17 protein-coding genes are annotated in these 21,563 nt (G+C 60.8%); 6 read left to right on the forward strand and 11 right to left on the reverse strand.

The annotated features are described in order from the left end of the window. Positions 1-10: 10 nt before the first annotated feature. From V6F91_RS02415 to V6F91_RS02455, 9 genes are all read right to left on the reverse strand, one after another. Positions 11-3,598 (reverse strand): glycosyltransferase, encoded by a 3,588-nt coding sequence (locus tag V6F91_RS02415; protein ID WP_332762058.1) that lies wholly within the window; start codon positions 3,596-3,598, stop codon positions 11-13. Between the two features lie 109 nt (positions 3,599-3,707). Next, positions 3,708-5,276: a flagellar hook-associated protein 3 gene (locus V6F91_RS02420; protein ID WP_332762059.1), complete on the reverse strand. Its 1,569-nt coding sequence runs from the start codon at positions 5,274-5,276 to the stop codon at positions 3,708-3,710. Between the two features lie 13 nt (positions 5,277-5,289). Further along, positions 5,290-7,335 (reverse strand): flagellar hook-associated protein FlgK, encoded by a 2,046-nt coding sequence (flgK, locus tag V6F91_RS02425; RefSeq protein WP_332762061.1) that lies wholly within the window; start codon positions 7,333-7,335, stop codon positions 5,290-5,292. Between the two features lie 25 nt (positions 7,336-7,360). Next, the gene (gene flgJ / locus V6F91_RS02430) at positions 7,361-8,680 is read right to left on the reverse strand and encodes a flagellar assembly peptidoglycan hydrolase FlgJ (RefSeq protein ID WP_332762063.1); all 1,320 of its coding nucleotides are present in this window, start codon (positions 8,678-8,680) and stop codon (positions 7,361-7,363) included. Positions 8,681-8,691: 11 nt separating this feature from the next. Continuing rightward, positions 8,692-9,780, reverse strand: a complete 1,089-nt coding sequence (locus tag V6F91_RS02435; RefSeq protein ID WP_332762854.1) for a flagellar basal body P-ring protein FlgI — start codon at positions 9,778-9,780, stop codon at positions 8,692-8,694. A 27-nt stretch (positions 9,781-9,807) separates the two neighbouring features. After that, positions 9,808-10,503, reverse strand: a complete 696-nt coding sequence (gene flgH, locus V6F91_RS02440; protein ID WP_016771110.1) for a flagellar basal body L-ring protein FlgH — start codon at positions 10,501-10,503, stop codon at positions 9,808-9,810. Positions 10,504-10,554: 51 nt separating this feature from the next. Then, the gene (gene flgG / locus V6F91_RS02445; RefSeq protein WP_090282324.1) at positions 10,555-11,340 is read right to left on the reverse strand and encodes a flagellar basal-body rod protein FlgG; all 786 of its coding nucleotides are present in this window, start codon (positions 11,338-11,340) and stop codon (positions 10,555-10,557) included. Positions 11,341-11,385: 45 nt separating this feature from the next. Continuing rightward, the gene (locus V6F91_RS02450) at positions 11,386-12,126 is read right to left on the reverse strand and encodes a flagellar basal body rod protein FlgF (protein WP_203421190.1); all 741 of its coding nucleotides are present in this window, start codon (positions 12,124-12,126) and stop codon (positions 11,386-11,388) included. Between the two features lie 238 nt (positions 12,127-12,364). After that, positions 12,365-13,924: a sigma-54-dependent transcriptional regulator gene (locus tag V6F91_RS02455; protein ID WP_332762066.1), complete on the reverse strand. Its 1,560-nt coding sequence runs from the start codon at positions 13,922-13,924 to the stop codon at positions 12,365-12,367. A 392-nt stretch (positions 13,925-14,316) separates the two neighbouring features. Here V6F91_RS02455 and phhA point away from each other — a divergent pair, with 392 nt between their 5' ends. The 6 genes from phhA (at position 14,317) to V6F91_RS02485 (ending at position 18,733) form a co-directional block, all read left to right on the forward strand. Continuing rightward, on the forward strand, positions 14,317-15,108 hold the full coding sequence (phhA, locus tag V6F91_RS02460) for a phenylalanine 4-monooxygenase (protein ID WP_332762068.1): 792 nt from the start codon (positions 14,317-14,319) through the stop codon (positions 15,106-15,108). Between the two features lie 117 nt (positions 15,109-15,225). Continuing rightward, positions 15,226-15,582, forward strand: a complete 357-nt coding sequence (locus V6F91_RS02465; RefSeq protein ID WP_016771115.1) for a 4a-hydroxytetrahydrobiopterin dehydratase — start codon at positions 15,226-15,228, stop codon at positions 15,580-15,582. Continuing rightward, on the forward strand, positions 15,582-16,775 hold the full coding sequence (locus tag V6F91_RS02470; RefSeq protein ID WP_332762069.1) for an amino acid aminotransferase: 1,194 nt from the start codon (positions 15,582-15,584) through the stop codon (positions 16,773-16,775). The genes V6F91_RS02465 and V6F91_RS02470 overlap by 1 nt, the downstream gene beginning before the upstream one ends. Positions 16,776-17,046: 271 nt before the next feature. Further along, a complete protein-coding gene (locus V6F91_RS02475; RefSeq protein ID WP_258450101.1) occupies positions 17,047-17,178 on the forward strand; it encodes a hypothetical protein in 132 nt (43 codons plus the stop codon). A gap of 70 nt (positions 17,179-17,248) precedes the next feature. Beyond that, positions 17,249-17,431 carry a hypothetical protein gene (locus tag V6F91_RS02480; RefSeq protein ID WP_332762856.1) on the forward strand — a complete coding sequence of 61 codons (183 nt, stop codon included), beginning with the start codon at positions 17,249-17,251 and terminating at the stop codon, positions 17,429-17,431. 102 nt (positions 17,432-17,533) lie between these two features. Further along, on the forward strand, positions 17,534-18,733 hold the full coding sequence (locus tag V6F91_RS02485) for an MFS transporter (RefSeq protein WP_332762071.1): 1,200 nt from the start codon (positions 17,534-17,536) through the stop codon (positions 18,731-18,733). Here V6F91_RS02485 and arfB read toward each other — a convergent pair. Both arfB and V6F91_RS02495 read right to left on the reverse strand, forming a co-directional pair. Then, complete coding sequence (gene arfB, locus V6F91_RS02490; RefSeq protein ID WP_093103556.1) at positions 18,730-19,143, reverse strand: alternative ribosome rescue aminoacyl-tRNA hydrolase ArfB; 414 nt, start codon at positions 19,141-19,143, stop codon at positions 18,730-18,732. The genes V6F91_RS02485 and arfB overlap by 4 nt on opposite strands. Positions 19,144-19,390: 247 nt before the next feature. Continuing rightward, the gene (locus tag V6F91_RS02495) at positions 19,391-20,803 is read right to left on the reverse strand and encodes an amino acid permease (protein ID WP_090282316.1); all 1,413 of its coding nucleotides are present in this window, start codon (positions 20,801-20,803) and stop codon (positions 19,391-19,393) included. Positions 20,804-21,563: the final 760 nt, after the last annotated feature.

Genomic DNA, 21,563 nt, shown 5'->3' on the forward strand with positions numbered 1-21,563 from the left:
TTGCGACAGATCAATCCGCCAGCCAGCCATACTCCCAATGCCGCAAGTTATCCCCCCGCAAGACGTAGTCGCGCAGCACCACCTCACGCAACTCATCGCCCATGCGGTAGCTGGCATCCGGGTCAGCCAGATGCATGCGGATCGCTTGCAGCCACTCATCGGTCGTGTTGGTCTTGACCCGTGTGCACGGCAAGTAACCGCGATAGGCCTCGGTGTCGGTGCAGACCACCGGATAGCCGCAGGCGCCGTATTCCAACAGGCGCAGGTTGCTCTTGCAGTCGTTGAAGATGTGAAACTCCAACGGCGCCAGAGCCAGATCAAGGTTCAGGCTGGCCAGTTTTGCCGGATACACATCCAGTGGAATCACACCGTGAAATTCGTGCATGTACGGCAGCAAGTCATCCGGGCACATGCCGAAGAACACCCAGTCGACTTCGTTGGCCAGTTCGCGTACCACCTCGGCAATCACCGCCAGATCGCCGTGGTGACTGGTGCCGCCGCCCCAACCGACACGGGGTTTTTTCGAGGTACGGCGCTGGCTGCGCAGGTGTCCCCACAAATCCTTGGCCAACATGTTCGGCACCACGCGAATGTCGTGATGCATGTCCGACAGCGCGTTGGCCAGCGGCGCGGTCGAGACCACCACGCGATCGCACAGGCCGATCGCTCGGCGCACCATACGCTCCATGTCTGACTTGCCCGGCATATTGCGAATATGTGCATTGCGATGGGGGACATCGATCACATAGTCGTCGAGCTCGAAAATCCGTCGGGCATTGAAGAATTTCTTCAGCGGCGGGATTTCATCGATGGCGTGCTCCGAGTAGCGCCCCTGCAGGACGATCACATCGGGTGACTGACGCTCGATATCGATGATCGACGGCAAGCCGTAGCAGATTCGCCCTTCCACGCGGTTGGCTGCTTCCAGCTCGATCAATGGCTGACTCATGCGGTAGTGACCGATGGCAGAAGCGTTGATCGGAACCGCGAGCACGTTCGGCAGTTGTGCCTTGGAGAAGGCACTCCAGCCGGTACGCAGGCCCGGTTCAAGACTGAAGTTGGTGGCGCCAACGCCCTGCAACGTCAGGTTGACGTTATAGGCCGGATCGCGCGCAACCAGTGGCAGCCAGCGCTGATAAAACGTGTCCTTTTCCTCGGCGTGCTGCGCTTCCTCTGCCGGCGTCGCCGCCGTACCTGGCCGAGCGCCCACCGCCAGCACGGCGTGCGGGTTCATCACCACCAGATAACCGTCGCGGCCAATGCGCAGACACAGATCCACGACATTGAGCGTTTGTTTGAAATCCTGCTCGTCCAGGCCGCCGGCCGCTTCGAATACCGATTTGCGAATCATCAGGCAGTCGCCACCGACCGCGCTCAGGTCATGCACAGCCTGCAGTCGATGCATATACCCATCCGACTGCATCGGCTGGCCATAGAACGGCAGTCCCGCCGGCCCGTTCAGACCCAGGATCAGACCGGCGTGCAGCACGCCACCGTCCGGGTTGAACAGCTTGGCGCCCACCACCCCGACTTCAGGGCGCTGTGCATGATTGAGCAGTTCGTCGAGCCAGTCGGCCTGAGTGATCACCGCAAAGGCATTGAGCAGCAGCACATACTCACCGCGCGCCTGGCGTGCGGCGAAGTTGTGCACGGCAGCGGCATTGTCCTTTTGTGCACACCGCAGCACGCGAATCCGGTCGCTGCCCAGCTGCGCCATGCCGTCCAGCCACGCCAGCGCTTCGGCGCTTTCGCTGCCGTTGTCGACCAAGAGCAATTCATACTCGGTGTAGGCGGTTTTCTCCAGCAGCGTTTCGACACAGCGCTGCAAGGCGGCAGTCTGGTCCTGAGCGAGGATGATCACCGACACCAGAGGGCGCTGCGCGTGACGGTAGTCGACACGATTGAGCGGCCCGTTCTGGCGGATTTCATGAGCAATGCCGAGGCGCTGCAGATGCGCCTCGAGAATTCGCGGACTTTGCTCCACCACGCCAGGCTCAGTGAGCCATTGCGACAGGTCGAACTTGGACTCCAGCAGCACTTCCGCGACGTGGCCAATGACGTGCAGGCCATCGCTTTCGGCCATCCGCCAGAGCATGTCGTGTGGCGCCAGTTCGGCGAATGTTGGCGCAAACCCACCGAGCGCGAGGAAGCGTTCGCGCTGGAATGCCAGCGCTCGGCCGACGTAGGGATAACTGCGCATGAGGTCAAGGTTGAAGTCCGGTTTGAATGCCGGTTCCGCCGATTCGCCGTCGCGCAGGCTGCCTTCATCACTGTACAGACACGTCAGCGACCGCGAATGCGCGATGCGATCGGCCATTACCAGCAATGCCGGCGCCACCGGGCGATCTCCCGGTTGCAGCAGATAGAACCAGTCGGCGCCTTCGAGTTGCGGCAACAGCGTATTGATCTGCTCCAGACCATCATCCTGCAACGGCATGTGGAACACTCGATCCTGCAGCTGCGCTTCGGTACAGGCTACGGACAGCACCAGCACCAGCTCCGGCGGATAGTCCTGGGCAGCGAGCGCTTGCAGAGTGCGCTCAAGCCCGTCGCGGCTACCTTGCGCATCAATGATGATCGGCACGATTCTCGGCTGCTGCGGCCAGCCCGCAAGGGTCTCCGGCAACCATTTTCGCTGCGTCTCGGTCAGCACCCGACACGCCAGCCACTGTGCATAGAGCTCGCCAAAACTGAAGCTGTCGACACCCACGCCCAGTTCCTGGCGGCTTTGCTTGGTACCCAGCGTGCGGCTCAGCGGCAGCTCTTCCCAAACGCGAGGCGACTCGTCGGCTCTGGTCAGTCGCACGTAGCGAACCCAGCCCTTGGCGGGCGCCGCCTCGCCGCTGCGCACTTTGAGCATTTGCGAAAGCCACTCGCGCTCAACCTCGGCAGCATCCTTCATCGGTTGCTGCGCGCTCAAACGCTCAGGGTAAAGTCGCTCGGCGCTCAGAACATTGTTGGACGTCACCATGTTGCCGCGTCGCAGCAGACAGACATACAAGGCGAAATCCAGGGTCGCAACGAAGCATGCACCCTCTTCAGTGAGCGCCGGCAACAGTTCGGCGACATCGGCACGCCGGAACAACGCACTGCTGAAGCCGCCGAGGACATTGACCGGGAACTTCTCGAAAATGCTCAGCACATCGTCGCCTTTGAGCAAGGCGCTCACGGGTGATAGCGAGCTGTTTTCCAAACGGGCCGGCAGAATGATGTCGTTGGCGTCCCACAGCAGCCGCTGAGCGATCACCAGACTGACTTCTTCGCGCTGTAACTCAAGGGCCTGCTGTTCGATGCAGGCCGAATAGAGCAGGTCATCGTCACACAGGAATTTGATGAACTCGCCGCGCGCCTGTTCGAGGCAGACCTTCAGATTTCCCACCAGGCCCAGGGTCTGCGGGTTGCGAACGTAGCGTACCTGGATCCCGGTTTGCTCGATGACCAGGCTGACGATGTCCTTGATCTCGTCACCGCGACTGTCATCGCACACGACGATGTCCAGATTGCTGTACGTCTGGCTGACGGCACTGTTCAACGTCCGCTCGAAAAAGCGCGGATTGAACGCAGGAATGGCAATGCTGACGAGGGGGAGTGAATTCACGGCGGGCTCACAGGCGGTGCGAGCCCGCTCGGAACAGCGAGCCCTTGATACCGCAAAAAATCATTAACAGAGGGACAAGGTCAGCGGGCGCTCGCACGCCCGCCCACCGTCAGATCTTGTTGAACAGACCCAACTGGCTGATCTTGCTGAACGCCAGTTGCGAGGCTTGCAGCATGGTTTGCTGCAAGGTCAGGCGGGTCATGACTTCGGCCGGATCGGAATCACGGATCGAGCCTTGGGTCGTGGTGTTCGCTGTGCTCAGGCTGTCGTTGGTGATGGCTTGCATGTCCAGTGCCTGACCGCGCGCACCGATGGTGGTGACGGCGGTGCCGATCTGATTGGCGGCGGCGTCGATGTTGCCGAGGCCGGCCTCCATCGCGCCCTGCAGTTTCTGCTTGGCAACCGGATCGCCATCGACCGGGGTGTTCAGCGCCGTGATCATCTGGCCCAGGGTATCGAGCACGTTCTGCGTCTGATGATTGTTCGGCTGAATCGAGAACTGATCGCCCGTCGCTGGTGCACCGCCGAGTGCGAAGGTCACACCGGCAGCGGTCGCGTTGCCACCGACGACGGTGCCCGACGAAACCGGCTTGCTGTCAGCCGTCACCGGCGCTGCGTACAGATCGAAATCGGTCGCGCTGGTGAACTTGAGGACTGCGCCGCCCTGCGGGAATGCAGCGGTATACGCGGCCTGGTCGGTGATGGTCGAACCGGTGATTACCGACGTCGAGGTATTGCCCGGGCTGCGCGTGGTGGTGAACGAATCAGGCGTGGTCGACAGCTGGAAACTGTGCCCGGCAATGACTGCGTCCGGGTTGGTGTCGCCGGCCTTGAGGTTGACGTTCAATTTGAGGTCGACACCACGGAAACTGACAGTCTGGTTGGCGCCGCTGCTGTTGCTGATCAGGCCGTTCTGGCTGGCTTCGGCGGTGACGTCATTACCCAGGGCATCGGTGATTTTCAGCTGGGTGCTGCTGACAAAATCGATGGTATACGGCTGCCCGGCGCTGAATTTGGCATCGTAGCTGGCCGCGGTGCCAACGGTGCCGTTGGACAGCACGACACGGCCGTCATCCACAGCGGGTGCGGTCATTTTGGTGTTGGTGCGACCGGTGTTGATGGTCTGCTGAAAGGCGTCCCAACCGGTGGTATTGGTGCCGACAGTCATGCCGTCGCCAATGCCCAGATTGATGGTGGTCTGGTCGCCGTTGTAACTGAAGGTGCCGTCGGCATTTTTCGAGTATGGCGCGGTGTCGGTTTTCGAGCCGGAGAACAGGTAGTTGCCGTTGGCGTCCTTGGCGTTCATCAGACCCAGCACTTGTTGCTGGATCTCGCCCATTTCCGAGGCGTAAGCCTGGCGGTCCTTGTCGGTGATCGTGCCGTTGTTCGCAGCCAGCGCAAGCTCTTTGGCACGCGCCAGCGCCGTGGTGATCGATTCCAGCGTCGACTCCTGCACGTTCAAGGCACTTTTGGTGGTGTCGACGTTGGTCTTGTACTGATCGAGCATCGCGGCCTGCTGGCCCAGTTGCAGCAAGCGCCCGGCACCGATCGGATCATCCGCCGCGGTGTTGATGCGCTGCAGGCTGCTCGCCTCGCTGGCAGTGGCAACGGCCTTGTTGAAGTTACGCTGATAGTCCGAAGCTTGCGTTCCGTAATACTGAGCGGTGGAAATGCGCATGAATTACGACTCCTTAAAGGCTGTTGATCAGCGTGGCGAAAGTTTCCTGCGCAGCTTTGATGATCTGCGAAGACGCTGTGTAGTACTGCTGGTATTTGACCAGGTTGCCGGTTTCTTCATCCAGGTTGACCCCGGACAACGAATCGCGCGCGCCCTTGGCGTTGTCCAGAATCGCGCTGGTCGCAGCGCTGTCGGACTTGCCCTGGGCGGTCTTGGTACCGACGTTGGTCACCAATTTGTTGTAGGCGTCAGTCAGGCTGATGCCCTTGCTCGCCGAACCGGTGTCGACGCTCTGCGCGGTTTGCAGGCCGACCAGCGCCTGCGCGTTACGGTTGTCCGAAGACGCCGCACCGGTCAGGTTCATGGTGAAGGTCTCGCCGGATTTCGGCGTGCCGCCCACGGTGGTCTGCACGGTGAAGGTTTTCTGTACGTTCGGCGTGACGGTCGTATCCATCACCGGGTTGCCGCTGGCATCGACGATGCCGACTTTCAGGTTCAGGGTGTTCGACTGGCCCGGAACAATGGTGCCGGTGCCGATGGTCGCGCCTTTGGCGTCCACCAGGTTGTACGACTGGCTGCCGCCGCTGGCCGCGCCGAATACCAGTTTGACCGGCGTCGAATTCTTCAACGCTGCCTGCATGTCGGCTTGGGCGGTCGGGTTGTAGATGTCGATCTTGTCGCTGAGCGTCGGCTGGGTGTAAGTGCCCAGACCGTTGGCGCTGGCGACACCGGTCAGTGGACCTGCCGCAGCGATTTTCTTCGGATCGGTGAGCACCGTCTGAATGCTCGCGGCTGCGTTGCGGGTCGGCGTGACCTTGAACGAGTCACCGGCGCTCAACGCACCGCCGTTGAGCGCGAGGGTGAAACCGTCGATCACTGGCGGCGGGTTGGTCGTGGTGCTGAACGCGCCCATGTCGGTGCCGTCGGAACGCTTGACGGTGTAGTCAGTGGCGCTGGTGAACGTGACCTGGTAATCGCTGGTGGTCAGCTTGCCGGTGTCCTTGATGGTCACATCGAGGTTGCCTGAACCGGCGCTGTTGCCATCTTTGGCAATGCTGCGCTGGCTGATCAGCGCGGCACTGTTGATGTTGTTGAAAATCGCCGCGCCGAAGTCACCGTTCTTGTCGATGCCCTGGGCTTGCTGGCGGTTGATCTGATCGGCGACCACCAGGGCCACACGACCCAGCTCGTTGAGCGACGGGTCGAGGACTTCCTTGCGATAGGTCAGCAGACCACCGATTTCGCCACCGCTGATCACCGAGGTGATGTCGATGGTGCTCGAGCCGCGGTCCATCTGAATGGCCATGCGCGACGGATCGTCTTTGCTGGCGACCATGCTCAGGGTGTTGGTGGTGTTACCGATCACCAAGGGCTGGCCGCTGCCGACGTAGATATCGAAACTGGTGCCGCGCTCAACCACTTGGGCACCGGTCAGCACGGAAAGTTGGCGGACCGCTTCGTTACGGCTGTCGAGCAGGTCGTTCGGCGCACCGCCGCTGGTGGAGATCTCGCCGATTTTCTGGTTCAGGTTGGCAATCGAGGTCGCCAGCTTGTTCACCTGGGCGGTCATGTCGCCCAGGCTGCCGTTGATCGTGGTGTTCTGGTCGTTGAGTTGCTTGGCGATGGTATTGAATCGACTGCTCAGCGCCTGCGCACCGGTCAGCACCGATTGGCGCGAGGTGTCATCGGTTGCCGAGGTCGACACGCCCTGCAGCGAAGTGAAGAACTTCTGCAGCACGCCGGTCAGGCCGGTGTTGGTGTCCGAGAGCATCGCGTCCAGCGGCGTGGCCTGGGCCAGGAACGAGGCCGCTTCGCTGTCCAGCGAAGTCGCGGTATGCAACTGGCTTTCCAGGTACGAGTTGTACACCCGGCGCACGTCGGCCAGGGTTGTGCCGGTACCGATGAACACGGTGCCGTACTGCTGCGACGACTTAGTGCCCTGTACGGTTTGCTGACGCGAATAACCGGCGGTGTCGACGTTGGCAATGTTGTTGCCTGTCGTAGCCAGAGAGGACTGGCTGGCCGACAGTCCCGACATCCCGATATTGAGCAAACTCATGGTTCAGACCTTATTACCTGGTGCCTTATAAAGGCGTGGTGGAGACACCCGCCGCAGCGTAGTTTTCGAAACTGTTCATCTGCTTGGCAATTTGCGAAATCTTGTTGGCGTAGTTCGGGTCGGTGGCGTAACCGGCCTTCTGCAACTCGCGTACAAACTGTTCTGGGTTATCGGCCGACTTCAGCACTTCTTGATAGCGATTGTTGCTCTGCAGCAACGTCACCAGATCGTGGAAGCTGTCCTTGTACGAGGCGTAGGAACGGAACTCGGCCGTCTCCTTAACCATCGCACCATTGCGGAATTCGCTGGTGATCGCCCGGGCCGAATCGCCCTTCCAGTTGCTGCTGGCCTTGATGCCGAACAGGTTGTGGCTGCTGCTGCCGTCCTGGGCGCGCATGACCGATTTGCCCCAACCGGTTTCCAGTGCCGCTTGCGCCACCAGATAACGCGGATCGACGCCAATGCGGTCGGCGGCTTCCTTGGCCATCGGCAGCATGGTGTTGACGAATTCGTCCGCCGAGCTGAAGGCCTTTTTCGGCGGCGCCAGCGGAATCTGCGCCATGGCGCGACCGTAGACCTGCATCTGCCCGCCAGCGGCAGCCTTCTGCTCTTCGGCGCGAGCCAGCCAGTCGCCGTTGTACAGCGGGCCGGAACCACCGATTGCCGGGGTCGCGACACGTTGTGGCAAGGCGTTGCTCGCAACTGCTGCGGTAGCGGTAGCTGCAGTTGCAGGCGCAGACGGCACCAACCCGGCGAGCAAACGATCAGCCAGTTTCGGCGGCAACGCCAGACGACGCTGATTGATCAATTGCATGTCGTTGCGGTGGGAAATATCGGGGTTCGGCGCATTCACCGAACGCGACGCCCACAACGGCCGCTCACCATTGAGCCGCGATAACGGGCCATGGGTGGCAACGGTACCGGCGGCAATTGGCGTCGGCACGGCGGCCGCCTTGGCCAGCGCTTCCTGCTGCTTGGCGGCGGATGCGGCGGCAGCCTCGCCCGGGGCCATCGGTTTGTTCTTCGACATCTGCCGGATCAGCACGTCAGCCAGGCCAATACCACCGCCCTCGCGGGACATGGAAACCGCCAGTTGCTGATCGTACATTTCCTGATACTGCTTGGCAGCCGGCGTATTCAGCGGGTTGTCCTGGCCGAGCGCATCGGTGGCCGAACGCATCGACTTGAGCATTTCGCCAAGGAACAGCGACTCGAATTCCTGCGCAACCTTGCGCATGTTTTCGTCGCTGTTCTTGTCACCGACCTTGAGCTGGTTCAGACGATTGAGGTCGGAGTACGAACCCGAATCGCTGCTGCTGACCAAACCGCTTTTGCGCATATCCATGCTCGCCGTCCTCAGATCACGATCAGGTCGGCTTGCAACGCGCCGGCCTGCTTCAGGGCTTCGAGAATGGCCATCAAGTCACCCGGCGCCGCGCCGACCTGGTTCACCGCACGCACGATCTCGTCGAGGGTGGTGCCCGGGCCGAACTTGAACATCGGCTTGGCTTCCTGCTCGGCATTCACGCGCGAACGCGGGACCACAGCGGTCTGGCCGTTGGACAACGGGCCCGGCTGGCTGACGATCGGGTCTTCGGTGATGGTCACGGTGAGGCTGCCGTGGGTCACGGCGGCCGGCGAGACTTTCACGTTCTGACCGATGACGATGGTGCCGGTGCGCGAGTTGATGATGACTTTCGCCACCGCCTGACCCGGATCGACTTCAAGGTTTTCCAGGATCGACAGGTAGTCGACGCGCTGGCTCGGATCGAGCGGCGCGGTGACGCGGATCGAGCCGCCGTCAATGGCCTGCGCAACGCCAGGGCCGAGCATGTCGTTGATCTTGTCGACGATACGCTTGGCGGTGGTGAAGTCGGAGCGGTTGAGGTTCAACGTCAGGCTGTTGCCCTGGTTGAAACCGCTCGGCACCGAACGCTCCACGGACGCACCGCCGGGGATGCGACCGGCCGACGGAACGTTGACGGTGATCTTCGAACCGTCGCGACCTTCGGCATCGAAACCACCGACCACCAGGTTGCCCTGGGCGATCGCATAGACGTTGCCGTCGATACCCTTGAGCGGCGTCAGCAGCAAGGTGCCGCCACGCAGGCTCTTGGAGTTACCGATCGAGGAAACAGTAATGTCGACCTGCTGACCCGGCTTGGCAAACGCCGGCAGATCGGCACTCACCGATACCGCCGCGACGTTCTTCAACTGCACGTTGCCCGAGCCCGGCGGCACCTTGATTCCGAACTGCGAGAGCATGTTGTTGAACGTCTGCAGGGTGAACGGGGTTTGCGTCGTCTGGTCACCGGTGCCGTTAAGCCCGACCACCAGGCCGTAACCGATCAACTGGTTGGAACGCACGCCGGAGATGCTGGCGATGTCTTTCAGCCGCTCGGCGTGCGCGTTGAAGGCCGCTGACATGAACAGCGCAGCGACCATAAGGCTTTTCAGATTCAACGTAGCCACCTAGAAAGGGAACAGCGGGCTGAGGAAGAAACGGTCGAACCAGCCTGGCTGACTCGTATCGGCAAACGCGCCAGTACCCGAGTAGGTGATGCGTGCATCGGCGACGCGGGTCGACGACACGGTGTTGTCGGTCGCGATGTCATCGGCGCGGACCATGCCGGCAATGCGCACCAGTTCGTCACCGGTGTTAAGGGTCAGCCACTTCTCGCCACGCACGGCGATGATGCCGTTGGGCAACACGTCGGCCACGGTCACGGTGATCGAGCCGGTCAGGCTGTTGCTCTGTCCGGACTTGGCGTCACCCTTGGTCGAACGGTCAGCGCTGTAGCCGGCATTCAGGCTCAGGTCGCCGCCACCGATCGGGTTGTTGGTGGTCAGGCTGGAGCCGAACAACGAGGTCAGACCGATGCTGTTGTCGCTGTTCTTGTCCATCTGCGAGTTGGCATTCTTGCTCGCCTGGGTGCGCTCGTTCAGGGTGATGGTGATGATGTCACCGACCCGGAACGCCTTGCGGTCGCTGTACAGGTTCTGCTCGAAGCCGGCCTGATAGATCGAGCCATTGTTGGCCGCAGCCGGCAACGGCGTGCGCGGCAAGACCGGGGCGTAATACGGGTCATTGGGCTTGGGCGTCGGTGCGACGCAGCCCGCGAGCGAGACGACCCCACTCAATGCCAGAACAGATACAAAGCGCTTCATGACCCTACCTCACGGTGTTGCTGGCGACCTCAGGCCGCCCCATAGACTTGATTACAGATTCTGCGTTACGAACGAGAGCATCTGGTCGGCGGTGGAGATCACCTTGGAGTTCATCTCGTAGGCGCGCTGAGTGGTGATCATGTTGACCATCTCCTCAACGGTGCTGACGTTGGACGTTTCCAGGGTGTTCTGCAGCGTGGTACCGAAACCGTTCAGGCCCGGCGTACCGACTTGCGGTGCGCCGGAAGCGGCGGTTTCCAGGAACAGGTTGTTGCCTACCGCTTGCAGACCGGCCGGGTTGATGAAGTCGGCGGTTTGCAGGTTGCCGATCACTTGGGCAGCCGGGTTGCCGGCAATGGTCACCGAGACGGTGCCGTCACGGCCAACGGTGAAGGTTTGCGCGTCGTTCGGAATGACGATCGCCGGCTCCAGCGCGAAACCGCTGGCGTTGACGATCTGGCCATTGGAATCGAGGTGGAAGGTACCGTCACGGGTGTACGAAGTGGTGCCGTCCGGTTGCAGGATCTGGAAGAAACCGCGACCGTCGATCGCCATGTCCAGCGGCTGCTCGGTGGTTTGCAGGCTGCCGGCGGTGAAGTTTTTCTGGGTGCCGACAATGCGCACACCGGTACCCACTTGCAGACCCGACGGCAGTTCGCTGTCCTGGGTCGACTGGGCGCCAGGCTGACGCTTGATCTGATAGAGCAGGTCCTGGAACTCGGCGCGATCACGTTTGAAACCCGTGGTCGAAACGTTCGCCAAGTTGTTGGAAATGGTGGTCAGGTTGGTGTCCTGGGCGGACAGACCGGTTTTGGCAACCCATAGAGCCGGAAGCATTCGATTCTCCTCGTGCGCCTGTTTTACGGCGCGACGTTCTGATAATTAGCTGATCTGCAAGACCCGAGCCATAGCCTGGTCGTCGTCTTTGGCGGTGTTCATCATCTTGACGTGCAACTCGAACTGCTTGGCCAGGGCCAGCACCGAGGTCATCTCTTCCACAGCGTTGACGTTGCTCGACTCAAGGAAACCCGAGACCAGTTTTACGTTGGCATCGGCCGGCGCCGGTTGGCCGTCCTTGGTGTAAATCGAGCCGTCGAGGCCTTTGTTCATGTTCTTGATGTCGGGGTTGACCAGCTTGATCCGGTCGACTTCGGCCATGACCCGTGGGCCCTCGCCCATCGCCCGAATGCTGATGGTGCCGTCTTCGCCGACTTCGATCTGCTGCTCGGGCGGCACGGCGATCGGACCGCCATTGCCCATCACCGGCATACCGTTGCCGGCACGCAGCACGCCAAGGGCATCGACGTTGAGACTGCCAGTGCGCACGTAGCTTTCGCCGCCGTTGGGGTTCTGCACGGCGATCCAGCCATTGCCGCTCACGGCAACGTCGAGGTCACGGCCGGTCTGCACCAGCGAACCCGGGGTGAAGTCGGTGGCGGGCCGTTCGCTCATGGCAAACGCACGCGCCGGAAAGCTGTCACCGAACACCGGCATCGAACGCGCCTGTTCCAGGTCGCGCTGAAAACCGTTGGTGGAGATGTTCGCCAGGTTGTTGGCATGCGCCCGCTGCGCCAGTGCGTTCTGGCTGGCGCCGGTCATTGCCACATAAAGGTACTTGTCCACACTCTTTCCTCTGCATGCCGGACGTTTGCCGCCCACCGCTGTACTGCTGAGCCATAAGCAATTAGCAGACCAACTTTTTATTGGCGGTGCGAGGCCCGGTAAACAAAGGGCTTGAGGGTTTTGCGGGGGAAACTTGAAATGTATCGAAGACGAAAAACCGGCGGTGTCCTGCCGGTGGGTGGCAAAGCCTGACGCTGCGGTGCCTGCTCGCGAATAGGCCAGTCAACACCACTTGCAGCTATGACTCGGTTTTGCCCACCTCATACTCGCGCAACTTGTTGGCGATCGTGGTGTGCGAAACCCCCAGACGCTTGCCCAGTTGCCGACTGCTGGGGTGTTCGGAATACAAACGCTCAAGTACGGCCTTCTCGAAGCGCCCGACAATCTCGTCCAGATCGCCCTCCAGCGAGAAATCACCAAGCGGCTGACGCACGCCGTAATCCGGCAGGCGAATGTGCTCGGCCTTCACCGTGCCGCCATCGCATAGCGACACCGCTTGGAACAGCACGTTCTCCAGTTGCCGCACGTTGCCCGGCCAATGGTAATGGCTGAGCCGGTCCATTGCTGCCGGTGCCAGTTTCGGCAGCGCGCAACCTATCTGGCGGCTGGCCTGATCGAGGAAATGTTCAACCAGCGGAGTCAAGCCATCGAGGCATTCACGCAGCGGCGGGATATGCAGCGACAGCACGTTCAAGCGGTGATAGAGGTCCTGACGAAATTCGCCGCGCGCGCACAGCTCGGACAAGTCCACCTGCGTCGCACAGATCACCCGCACATCCAGATAGACCTCTTCATCACTGCCGACGCGACGGAAGCAGCCATCCTGCAGAAAGCGCAGCAGCTTGACCTGCAAGCGCGGGCTCATTTCGCCGACGCCGTCGAGAAACAGCGTGCCGCCGGCGGTCAGCTCAAGCAGGCCGAGTTTGCCTTCGGCGCGCGCGCCTTCGAACGCGCCGGGGCCGTAGCCGAACAGCTCGGTCTCGGCCATCGACTCCGGCAGGCCGGCGCAGTTGAGCGCCATCAACGGCGACTGTCCTCGTGGGCTGGCGAGGTGGCAGGCGCGTGCGAGCAATTCCTTGCCGGTGCCGGTTTCGCCTTCTATTAATAGCGGTGCATCGAGAGGTGCCATGCGCCGCGCTTCACGGACCACGGCCGCCATGACTTTCGAACTCTGAAAGATACTGTCGAAGCCGCGCAACTCTTGCTTGCGCACGTTATAAATGCGCTCACCGACGCGATCAGCGCGATGCAGCGTCAGCACCGCTCCGGCCATGGCTTCGCTGTCGTCGTGTTCCGATTGCAGCGGCGCGATGTCGGCGAGAAAGACGTCGCCCTTGACCTTGACGCGCATGCCGTTGATCCGCGATTTATTGGCGCGCACCAGTTCCGGCAGATCGAAATCCTCGGCGTAACGCGACAGTGGAATGCCCGGCACCTCGTCGACGCGCACACCGAGCAACTGCGCCGCCGCGCGGTTGGCCGCGACGATCGAACCGCCCATGTCGATCGACAGCACCGGAAACTCCAGCGCCCCGAGCAACGCGTTCAACTCCATATGCCGGCGCTCGCTGGGCATCAGCCCGACCCGCTTGACACCGAACACCCCGCCAATCGCTTCGAACTTCGGCCGCAGCGCCTGGAACTGGATGTTGATCAGGTTCGGGCAATGCAGATAGATCGCATTGCCGTGCTCACCACCGACCTCACCACGCGCGACGTTGATGCCGTAAGCCACGAGCAGGTTGAGAATGTCGCGCAGGATGCCGATGCGGTTCTGGCAGTGGACTTTGATGCGCATAAAAAGAGGCCCGACAAGACTGGAAAATTGACACATCCCCTGTGGGAGCGAGCTTGCTCGCGAAGACGGCGGCACATCCTACATTGATGTGTCAGGTCCACCGCTTTCGCGAGCAAGCTCGCTCCCACAGGGGAATCGCGTTGCGCGCCAAACTGTTTTTTGTCAATGCACGCAGATTGTTGTCAAGATTATGTGACAGCTCCGCCCCTTTTCAAACCCGCCAACCACCGCAAATGCGCATCATCCGACAAAACGTAACGATAACTTTACGAAATACACCGAATTCTCCTACGCGCCCACGGTTCAACAGGCTGCGTCCTCACCCACTCTGGGGTATTCCTTTAGCCATCGCTGGACATAACAAAAACGAATTCCCCTAGCAGGAGAGCAGCATGAAGCAGACGCAATACGTGGCTCGCGAGCCCGATGCGCAAGGTTTTATCGATTATCCCGCCGAAGAACATGCGGTGTGGAACACGCTGATCACTCGCCAGTTGAAGGTGATTGAAGGTCGCGCGTGCCAGGAGTACCTGGACGGGATCGAAAAACTCGGTCTGCCCCACGACCGCATCCCGCAGCTCGGCGAGATCAACAAGGTGCTCGGTGAGACCACCGGCTGGCAGGTTGCGCGCGTGCCGGCGCTGATTCCCTTTCAGACGTTTTTCGAATTGCTCGCCAGCAAGCAGTTTCCCGTCGCGACGTTTATTCGTACCCGCGAAGAACTGGATTACCTGCAAGAGCCGGACATTTTCCACGAGATCTTTGGGCACTGCCCGCTGCTGACCAATCCGTACTTCGCTGAATTCACTCACATCTACGGCAAACTCGGCCTGCAAGCGAGCAAGGAAGAACGTGTGTATCTGGCGCGCCTGTACTGGATGACCATCGAATTCGGCCTGGTCGATACTCCGCAAGGTAAACGCATTTACGGTGGCGGCATTCTGTCGTCGCCAAAAGAAACCGTTTATTGCCTGTCAGACGTGCCTGAGCATCAAGCTTTCGATCCACTCGAAGCGATGCGCACGCCCTACCGTATCGACATCCTGCAGCCGCTGTATTTTGTCTTGCCCAACCTCAAGCGCCTGTTCGACGTCGCGCATGAAGACATCATGGCCATGGTGCGCCAGGGCATGCAGCTGGGGTTGCACGCGCCAAAATTTCCGCCGAAACCCAAAGCCGCCTGAACCGCGACTTTTGCTGACAATTGCGCCTGTGCGTCGCCGCCACTTTGGTTTAGCGTGACGGTACCGACGGGCGCACACCCTTGAATAAAAAAACACACTCGATTTCAGGAATTGACCATGTCTACTTTGAACCAAGCCCACTGCGAAGCCTGCCGCGCCGATGCGCCACAAGTCAGCGACGAAGAGCTGCCGATCCTGATCAAGCAGATCCCTGACTGGAACATCGAAGTACGCGACGGCATCATGCAACTGGAGAAAGTCTTCCTGTTCAAAAACTTCAAGCACGCGCTGGCATTCACCAACGCAGTCGGCGAAATCTCCGAAGCCGAAGGTCACCACCCGGGCCTGCTGACCGAGTGGGGCAAAGTCACCGTGACCTGGTGGAGCCACTCGATCAAAGGCCTGCACCGCAACGACTTCATAATGGCCGCGCGCACTGACGAAGTGGCCAAGACCGCAGAAGGACGCAAGTAATGCACTTCGACGCCATCGGCCGGGTGCCCGGCGACCCGATCCTCGGCTTGATGGAGGCTTACGCGCAGGACAGTAATCCGCGCAAGTTCGACCTCGGTGTTGGCGTCTACAAGGACGCTCAGGGCCTGACGCCGATCCCCGAGGCGGTCAAGATCGCCGAAGCGCGACTGGTGGAAAATCAGGACACCAAGACCTACATCGGTGGCCACGGCAATCCGCTGTTCGGCAAAGTCATCAATGAGCTGGTGCTGGGTGGCGATTCGAAGTTGATTGCCGAACAACGAGCCGGCGCCACCCAGACGCCGGGCGGCACCGGCGCCTTGCGCCTGGCGGCCGACTTCATCGCCCAGTGCCTGCCGGGCAAAGGCGTGTGGCTGAGCAACCCGACCTGGCCGATTCACGAAACCATTTTCGCCGCGGCCGGGGTCAAGGTCAGCCACTACCCGTACGTGGGCAGCGACAACCGCCTCGACGTCGACGCGATGCTCGCCGTGCTCAAGGAAGCGCCAAAGGGTGATGTGGTGCTGCTGCATGCCTGCTGCCACAACCCGACCGGTTTCGACCTCAGCCATGACGACTGGCAGCGCGTGCTCGAAGTGGTGCGCAGCCGCGACCTGCTGCCGCTGATCGACTTCGCTTATCAGGGCTTTGGCGATGGTCTGGAGCAGGACGCCTGGTCGACGCGGTTGTTCGCGGCGCAAGTGTCCGAGTTGCTGATCACCAGTTCCTGCTCGAAGAACTTCGGTTTGTACCGCGACCGCACCGGGGCGCTGATCGTTTGCGCGAAAAGCGCTGACAAGCTGATCGACATCCGCAGTCAACTGGCCAACATCGCCCGCAACCTGTGGTCGACGCCGCCGGATCATGGCGCTGCGGTGGTCGCGACGATCCTGGCCGATCCAGAGTTGAAAGCCCGTTGGGCCGATGAGGTGGAAGCCATGCGCCTGCGTATCGCGCAACTGCGCAGCGGTCTGGTCGAGGCGCTGGAACCGCACGGTTTGCGCGAGCGTTTCGGGCATATTGGCGTGCAGCGCGGGATGTTCTCCTACACCGGATTGTCGCCGGAGCAGGTCAAGCATCTGCGCGAACGGCACAGCGTGTACATGGTCAGCTCCGGCCGGGCCAACGTCGCCGGCATCGATGCCACCCGCCTGGCCTTGCTCGCCGAAGCCATCGCTGACGCCTGCAAATAGATACAGCGATACAAAACCCTGTGGGAGCGAGCTTGCTCGCGAAAAGCGGTTTGTCAGACAACATTTGCGCTGACTGGCACACTGCTTTCGCGAGCAAGCTCGCTCCCACACTGGGTTGTGGTGTTCTCTCGTTTACGCCTACCCCTGCGGCCATCTGTCGCATTAATTTGAATTAAAAGTCTGATTGTCATTTTTCCTGCTGTATCCTGCGCAGGCTTTGTAAAAGCGCGGAGCACCTGATCTATCAACAGACTTAGCGAGGAGCGCAACCATGCACGAGATTCCTAATCTCCCCTTCCCAAGCCTGCACGTACCTGAGCAGACGACCCCGCAACACGCCGGCGCCGAAAAGCCCGAGCCGCAAGAAGCCGCTGACAGCCGCAAAGCCGACAGCGAAGCGTAAGACCCGCCGTACAGACCGTGTGGAAAGCGCTAACATGCGCTTTCCACACTGCCTGAAACCCGAGCCCGCCATGACCGACGAATTCTCCGAAAGCCAAGCCGCCGTCCTGATCGGTGCGACCGAGAAAATGATCGACATCTGGAACCGCCTCTCTCCCGAGAAACAGGCCGCCCTGCTCGCACGTTTCGGCAGCGAAGAAAACGCCCTCGCCGCGTTGGTCACCACACAACTGGTTGCTCCAGCCAAGCCCTGAACGCGCCGCCCGGCAAATAGTTTTACTTTTCGCGACTCTAATCGGTTCACGCCGGTATCATGAGCAGCCTATCTAATCTGCTGCTCCCGTGGATCGTTACCCATGTCGTCCTCTATACCCGAGCCCCAGCGCCCATTGGCGGTTACGCTGCAAGTCGTTTCCATCGTCCTCTTCACCTTTATCGGTTACCTGAACATCGGCATTCCGCTGGCGGTGTTGCCGGGTTATGTGCACAGCGACCTCGGTTTTGGCGCGGTGATCGCCGGGCTGGTGATCAGCGTGCAATACCTCGCCACCCTGCTCAGCCGCCCGTACGCCGGCAAGATCATCGACAACCAGGGCAGCAAACGCGCGGTAATGATCGGCCTCGCCGGGTGTGGTTTGAGCGGTGTGTTCATGCTGCTCTCGGCGTGGACGCAAAGCCTGCCGCTGTTCAGCCTGATGAGTCTGTTGATCGGCCGCCTGGTATTGGGCAGTGCAGAGAGCCTGGTCGGTTCCGGCTCGATTGGCTGGGGCATCGGCCGCGTCGGTGCGGCAAACACGGCCAAGGTGATCTCCTGGAACGGAATCGCCAGTTACGGCGCGCTGGCGACCGGTGCGCCGTTCGGCGTCTGGCTGGTGGGCCAGTTGGGCCTGTGGAGCATGGGCGTCAGCATCATCCTGCTGGCCCTGCTCGGCCTGGCGCTGGCGTGGCCAAAAACCGCCGCGCCGATTGTTGCCGGTGAGCGCCTGCCGTTCATCCATGTGCTGGGCAAAGTCTTTCCCCATGGCTGCGGCCTGGCGCTGGGCTCGATCGGTTTCGGCACCATCGCCACGTTCATTACCCTGTATTACGCGACCCAGCATTGGGACAACGCGGTGCTGTGCCTGAGCCTGTTCGGCGCCAGCTTCATTGGCGCGCGGCTGCTGTTCGGCAACCTGATCAACCGCCTCGGCGGCTTCCGCGTGGCGATCGCCTGCCTGTCGGTGGAAACCCTCGGCTTGCTGCTGCTGTGGATCGCACCGGATGCACACTGGGCGCTGGCCGGCGCGGCGTTGAGCGGGTTTGGCTTTTCGCTGGTGTTCCCTGCGCTGGGCGTCGAGGCGGTGAATCTGGTGCCGGCGTCGAGCCGCGGCGCGGCGGTCGGCGCTTACTCGCTGTTCATCGATTTGTCGCTGGGGATCACCGGGCCCTTGGCCGGAGCGATTGCCGCGGGCTTCGGTTTTGCTTCGATCTTTCTGTTTGCTGCGCTCGCCGCTCTGAGCGGGCTTGGCTTGAGTGTCTATCTGTACAAGCACACCGCAAAGTACCGCGAGGACTAGAAATCGATCTTGCCGCGCCCAGCCTTGATGTCGCCACGCTTGGACTTGGATTCGAGCCGGCGCTTCTTCGAGCCGAGGGTCGGCTTGGTCGGACGGCGTTTCTTTTCCACTTTGGTCGCGCTGAGGATCAGCTCGACCAGCCGTTCCAGCGCGTCGGCGCGGTTGGCTTCCTGGGTGCGATATTGCTGAGCTTTGATGATCAACACACCGTCGCTGGTGATGCGACTGTCGCGCAGCGCCAGCAGCCGCTCCTTGTAGAACTCAGGCAGCGATGAGTTGGGAATGTCGAAGCGCAGGTGCATGGCGCTCGACACCTTGTTGACGTTCTGCCCGCCGGCGCCTTGCGCGCGGATGGCCGTCAACTCGATCTCGGCATCGGGCAGATGCACGTTGTTGGAAATCACCAGCATGGAAAAGCGTCCGTATTCAGAGGGTGCAGGATAACCTGAATCGAACCTTCAGCCTGTTGGAGATGAGATCAAAACTGTGGGAGCTAGCCTGCTAGCGACAGCGGAGTGTCAGCCACCAACGAAATAACTTAACTGACGCCATCGCTAGCAGGCTAGCTCCCACAGGGTTCGGTGCAGGCCCATTATCTCCATTTCAGAAACAACAAACCCGGCACTCTGGCCGGGTTTGTCGTTTCTGCTTAAGCGCTTACTTGGCGATCACCGGGACCGCCTGCTGCGCGCTGCGCTTGTTCTTGATCAAGTAGCAGACCCACATGAACACCACCCACACCGGAATCGCGTACACCGAGATCTGGATGCCCGGGATCAGCAGCATCACGCCGAGGATGAACACCACGAACGCCAGGCAGACGAAGTTGCCGTACGGGTACCAGAGCGCCTTGAACAGCGGCGTCTGCCGGGTCTGGTTCATGTGCTGGCGGAACTTGAAGTGCGAGAAGCTGATCATCGCCCAGTTGATCACCAGCGTCGCAACCACCAGCGACATCAACAGTTCCAGCGCATGTTGCGGGATCAGGTAGTTGAGCAGCACCGCGACCAGCGTCACCGCCGCCGACGCGAGGATCGAACGCACCGGCACGCCGCGCTTGTCGATCTTTGCCAGGCCTTTCGGCGCATCGCCCTGCTCGGCCATGCCCAGCAGCATGCGGCTGTTGCAGTAGGTGCCGCTGTTATAGACCGACAACGCGGCAGTCAGCACGACGAAGTTGAGGATGTGCGCGGCGGTGTTGCTGCCGAGCATCGAGAATACCTGCACGAACGGGCTACCGCTGTACGAATCACCCGAAGCGTTGAGGGTTTCCAGCAGGCTGTCCCATGGCGTCAGCGACAGCAGGATCACCAGCGCGCCGATGTAGAAAATCAGGATGCGGTAGATCACCTGGTTGATCGCTTTCGGGATCACGGTTTTCGGCTTGTCGGCTTCGGCTGCGGTGAAACCGAGCATTTCCAGACCGCCGAAAGAAAACATGATGATCGCCATGGCCATCACCAGACCGCTGACGCCATTGGGGAAAAACCCGCCGTGAGACCACAGGTTAGTGACCGAAGCCTGCGGGCCGCCGTTGCCGCTGACCAGCAGGTAGCTGCCCAGGGCAATCATGCCGACAATCGCCACGACCTTGATGATCGCGAACCAGAACTCGGCCTCACCGAAGACTTTGACGTTGGCCAGGTTGATCGCGTTGATCAGCACGAAGAACGCCGCCGCCGAGACCCAGGTCGGGATGTCCGGCGCCCAGTAGTGGATGTACTTGCCGACCGCGGTCAGTTCGGACATGCCCACCAGAATGTACAGAATCCAGCAGTTCCAGCCCGACAGGAAACCGGCGAAGCCGCCCCAGTATTTGTGGGCGAAATGGCTGAAGGAACCGGCCACCGGCTCTTCGACGATCATCTCGCCCAGCTGGCGCATGATCATGAAGGCGATGAAGCCGCAGATGGCGTAGCCGAGGATCATCGACGGGCCGGCGGATTTCAGCACCCCGGCCGAGCCGAGGAACAATCCGGTACCGATCGCGCCACCGAGGGCGATCAGTTGAATGTGGCGATTTTTCAGGCCGCGTTTCAGCTCGCCTGACTGCGAGGGTTGTCCACTCATGAAAAAGGTCTCACGCAAGGTTTGATGGTGTGCAATAGACGTTGCTGCAAGGTTGCGATTTCAGGCAGCCCCGATCAAACCCCAGCGCAGGCACCAGGAGTTCAGCTTGTTTACAACGGTCATGCGTCACCTGCTTGTTTTTATCTGTGACGAAATCGAACCCGGCACGCTTGTGGCGCGACGGAGTGAACAAGGCGGGTAGCCTTGAGATTTGCGCGATTACGCAGAGGGTCACAGTTAAAACGCGGCGCATTGTACACCGCTAACCCCCTGCTGCCAGACTCCGCTGGATCAGCGTGTCGGTTGCCGGGATTGCGTGTGTCCGCCTCGAGAGGTTCGGGCGACTGCAAAAATTGAGTCAGGCCTTTGCAGACCATCGGCGTGGACGAGGAAAAAACCGTTCCACAAAGAGAGATGGAGATCAGTCACGGCGTTCATTGCGCCTCCTTCTTGTTATGCACCTGCACGACAGGCATGGGCCGCATATCACCTTGCAAACGTCGCTGAAACAAGCGCGCCAGAGCCCTGCGCAGCCCCCGACAGGACGACGTTCGGCAGGTTTTCCTTACAGCGCTTCGGCTGTTGGTCTTTCAGGCGGTTTGGCGCCGATTTTCGTAAACATTCCCTGACACTGCGTAACGTAAAGTTTCCAATTCAGAACAATCCGTAGGGCGTCTGCAAATTGACGGTAGCAAGCTTGCTAATGAAATGCGCCGGCTAGTTTTCTGTTTTCAAATAAAAAAAACCACGGCAAAAAACA

The organism is Pseudomonas koreensis, assembly GCF_036668835.1.
Taxonomy (GTDB): Bacteria; Pseudomonadota; Gammaproteobacteria; order Pseudomonadales; family Pseudomonadaceae; genus Aquipseudomonas; species Aquipseudomonas koreensis_I.

Bases quoted from the DNA above. Each gene is read 5' to 3' on its own strand.
- V6F91_RS02435 (WP_332762854.1), bottom strand. From the start codon at position 9,780: ATGGTCGCTGCGCTGTTCATGTCAGCGGCCTTCAACGCGCACGCCGAG.
- V6F91_RS02470 (WP_332762069.1), top strand. From the start codon at position 15,582: ATGCACTTCGACGCCATCGGCCGGGTGCCCGGCGACCCGATCCTCGGC.
- V6F91_RS02480 (WP_332762856.1), top strand. From the start codon at position 17,249: ATGACCGACGAATTCTCCGAAAGCCAAGCCGCCGTCCTGATCGGTGCG.
- flgK (WP_332762061.1), bottom strand. From the start codon at position 7,335: ATGAGTTTGCTCAATATCGGGATGTCGGGACTGTCGGCCAGCCAGTCC.
- flgJ (WP_332762063.1), bottom strand. From the start codon at position 8,680: ATGGATATGCGCAAAAGCGGTTTGGTCAGCAGCAGCGATTCGGGTTCG.
- flgG (WP_090282324.1), bottom strand. From the start codon at position 11,340: ATGCTTCCGGCTCTATGGGTTGCCAAAACCGGTCTGTCCGCCCAGGAC.
- phhA (WP_332762068.1), top strand. From the start codon at position 14,317: ATGAAGCAGACGCAATACGTGGCTCGCGAGCCCGATGCGCAAGGTTTT.
- V6F91_RS02495 (WP_090282316.1), bottom strand. From the start codon at position 20,803: ATGAGTGGACAACCCTCGCAGTCAGGCGAGCTGAAACGCGGCCTGAAA.
- V6F91_RS02465 (WP_016771115.1), top strand. From the start codon at position 15,226: ATGTCTACTTTGAACCAAGCCCACTGCGAAGCCTGCCGCGCCGATGCG.
- arfB (WP_093103556.1), bottom strand. From the start codon at position 19,143: ATGCTGGTGATTTCCAACAACGTGCATCTGCCCGATGCCGAGATCGAG.
- flgH (WP_016771110.1), bottom strand. From the start codon at position 10,503: ATGAAGCGCTTTGTATCTGTTCTGGCATTGAGTGGGGTCGTCTCGCTC.
- V6F91_RS02475 (WP_258450101.1), top strand. From the start codon at position 17,047: ATGCACGAGATTCCTAATCTCCCCTTCCCAAGCCTGCACGTACCTGAG.
- V6F91_RS02485 (WP_332762071.1), top strand. From the start codon at position 17,534: ATGTCGTCCTCTATACCCGAGCCCCAGCGCCCATTGGCGGTTACGCTG.
- V6F91_RS02455 (WP_332762066.1), bottom strand. From the start codon at position 13,924: ATGCGCATCAAAGTCCACTGCCAGAACCGCATCGGCATCCTGCGCGAC.
- V6F91_RS02420 (WP_332762059.1), bottom strand. From the start codon at position 5,276: ATGCGCATTTCCACCGCTCAGTATTACGGAACGCAAGCTTCGGACTAT.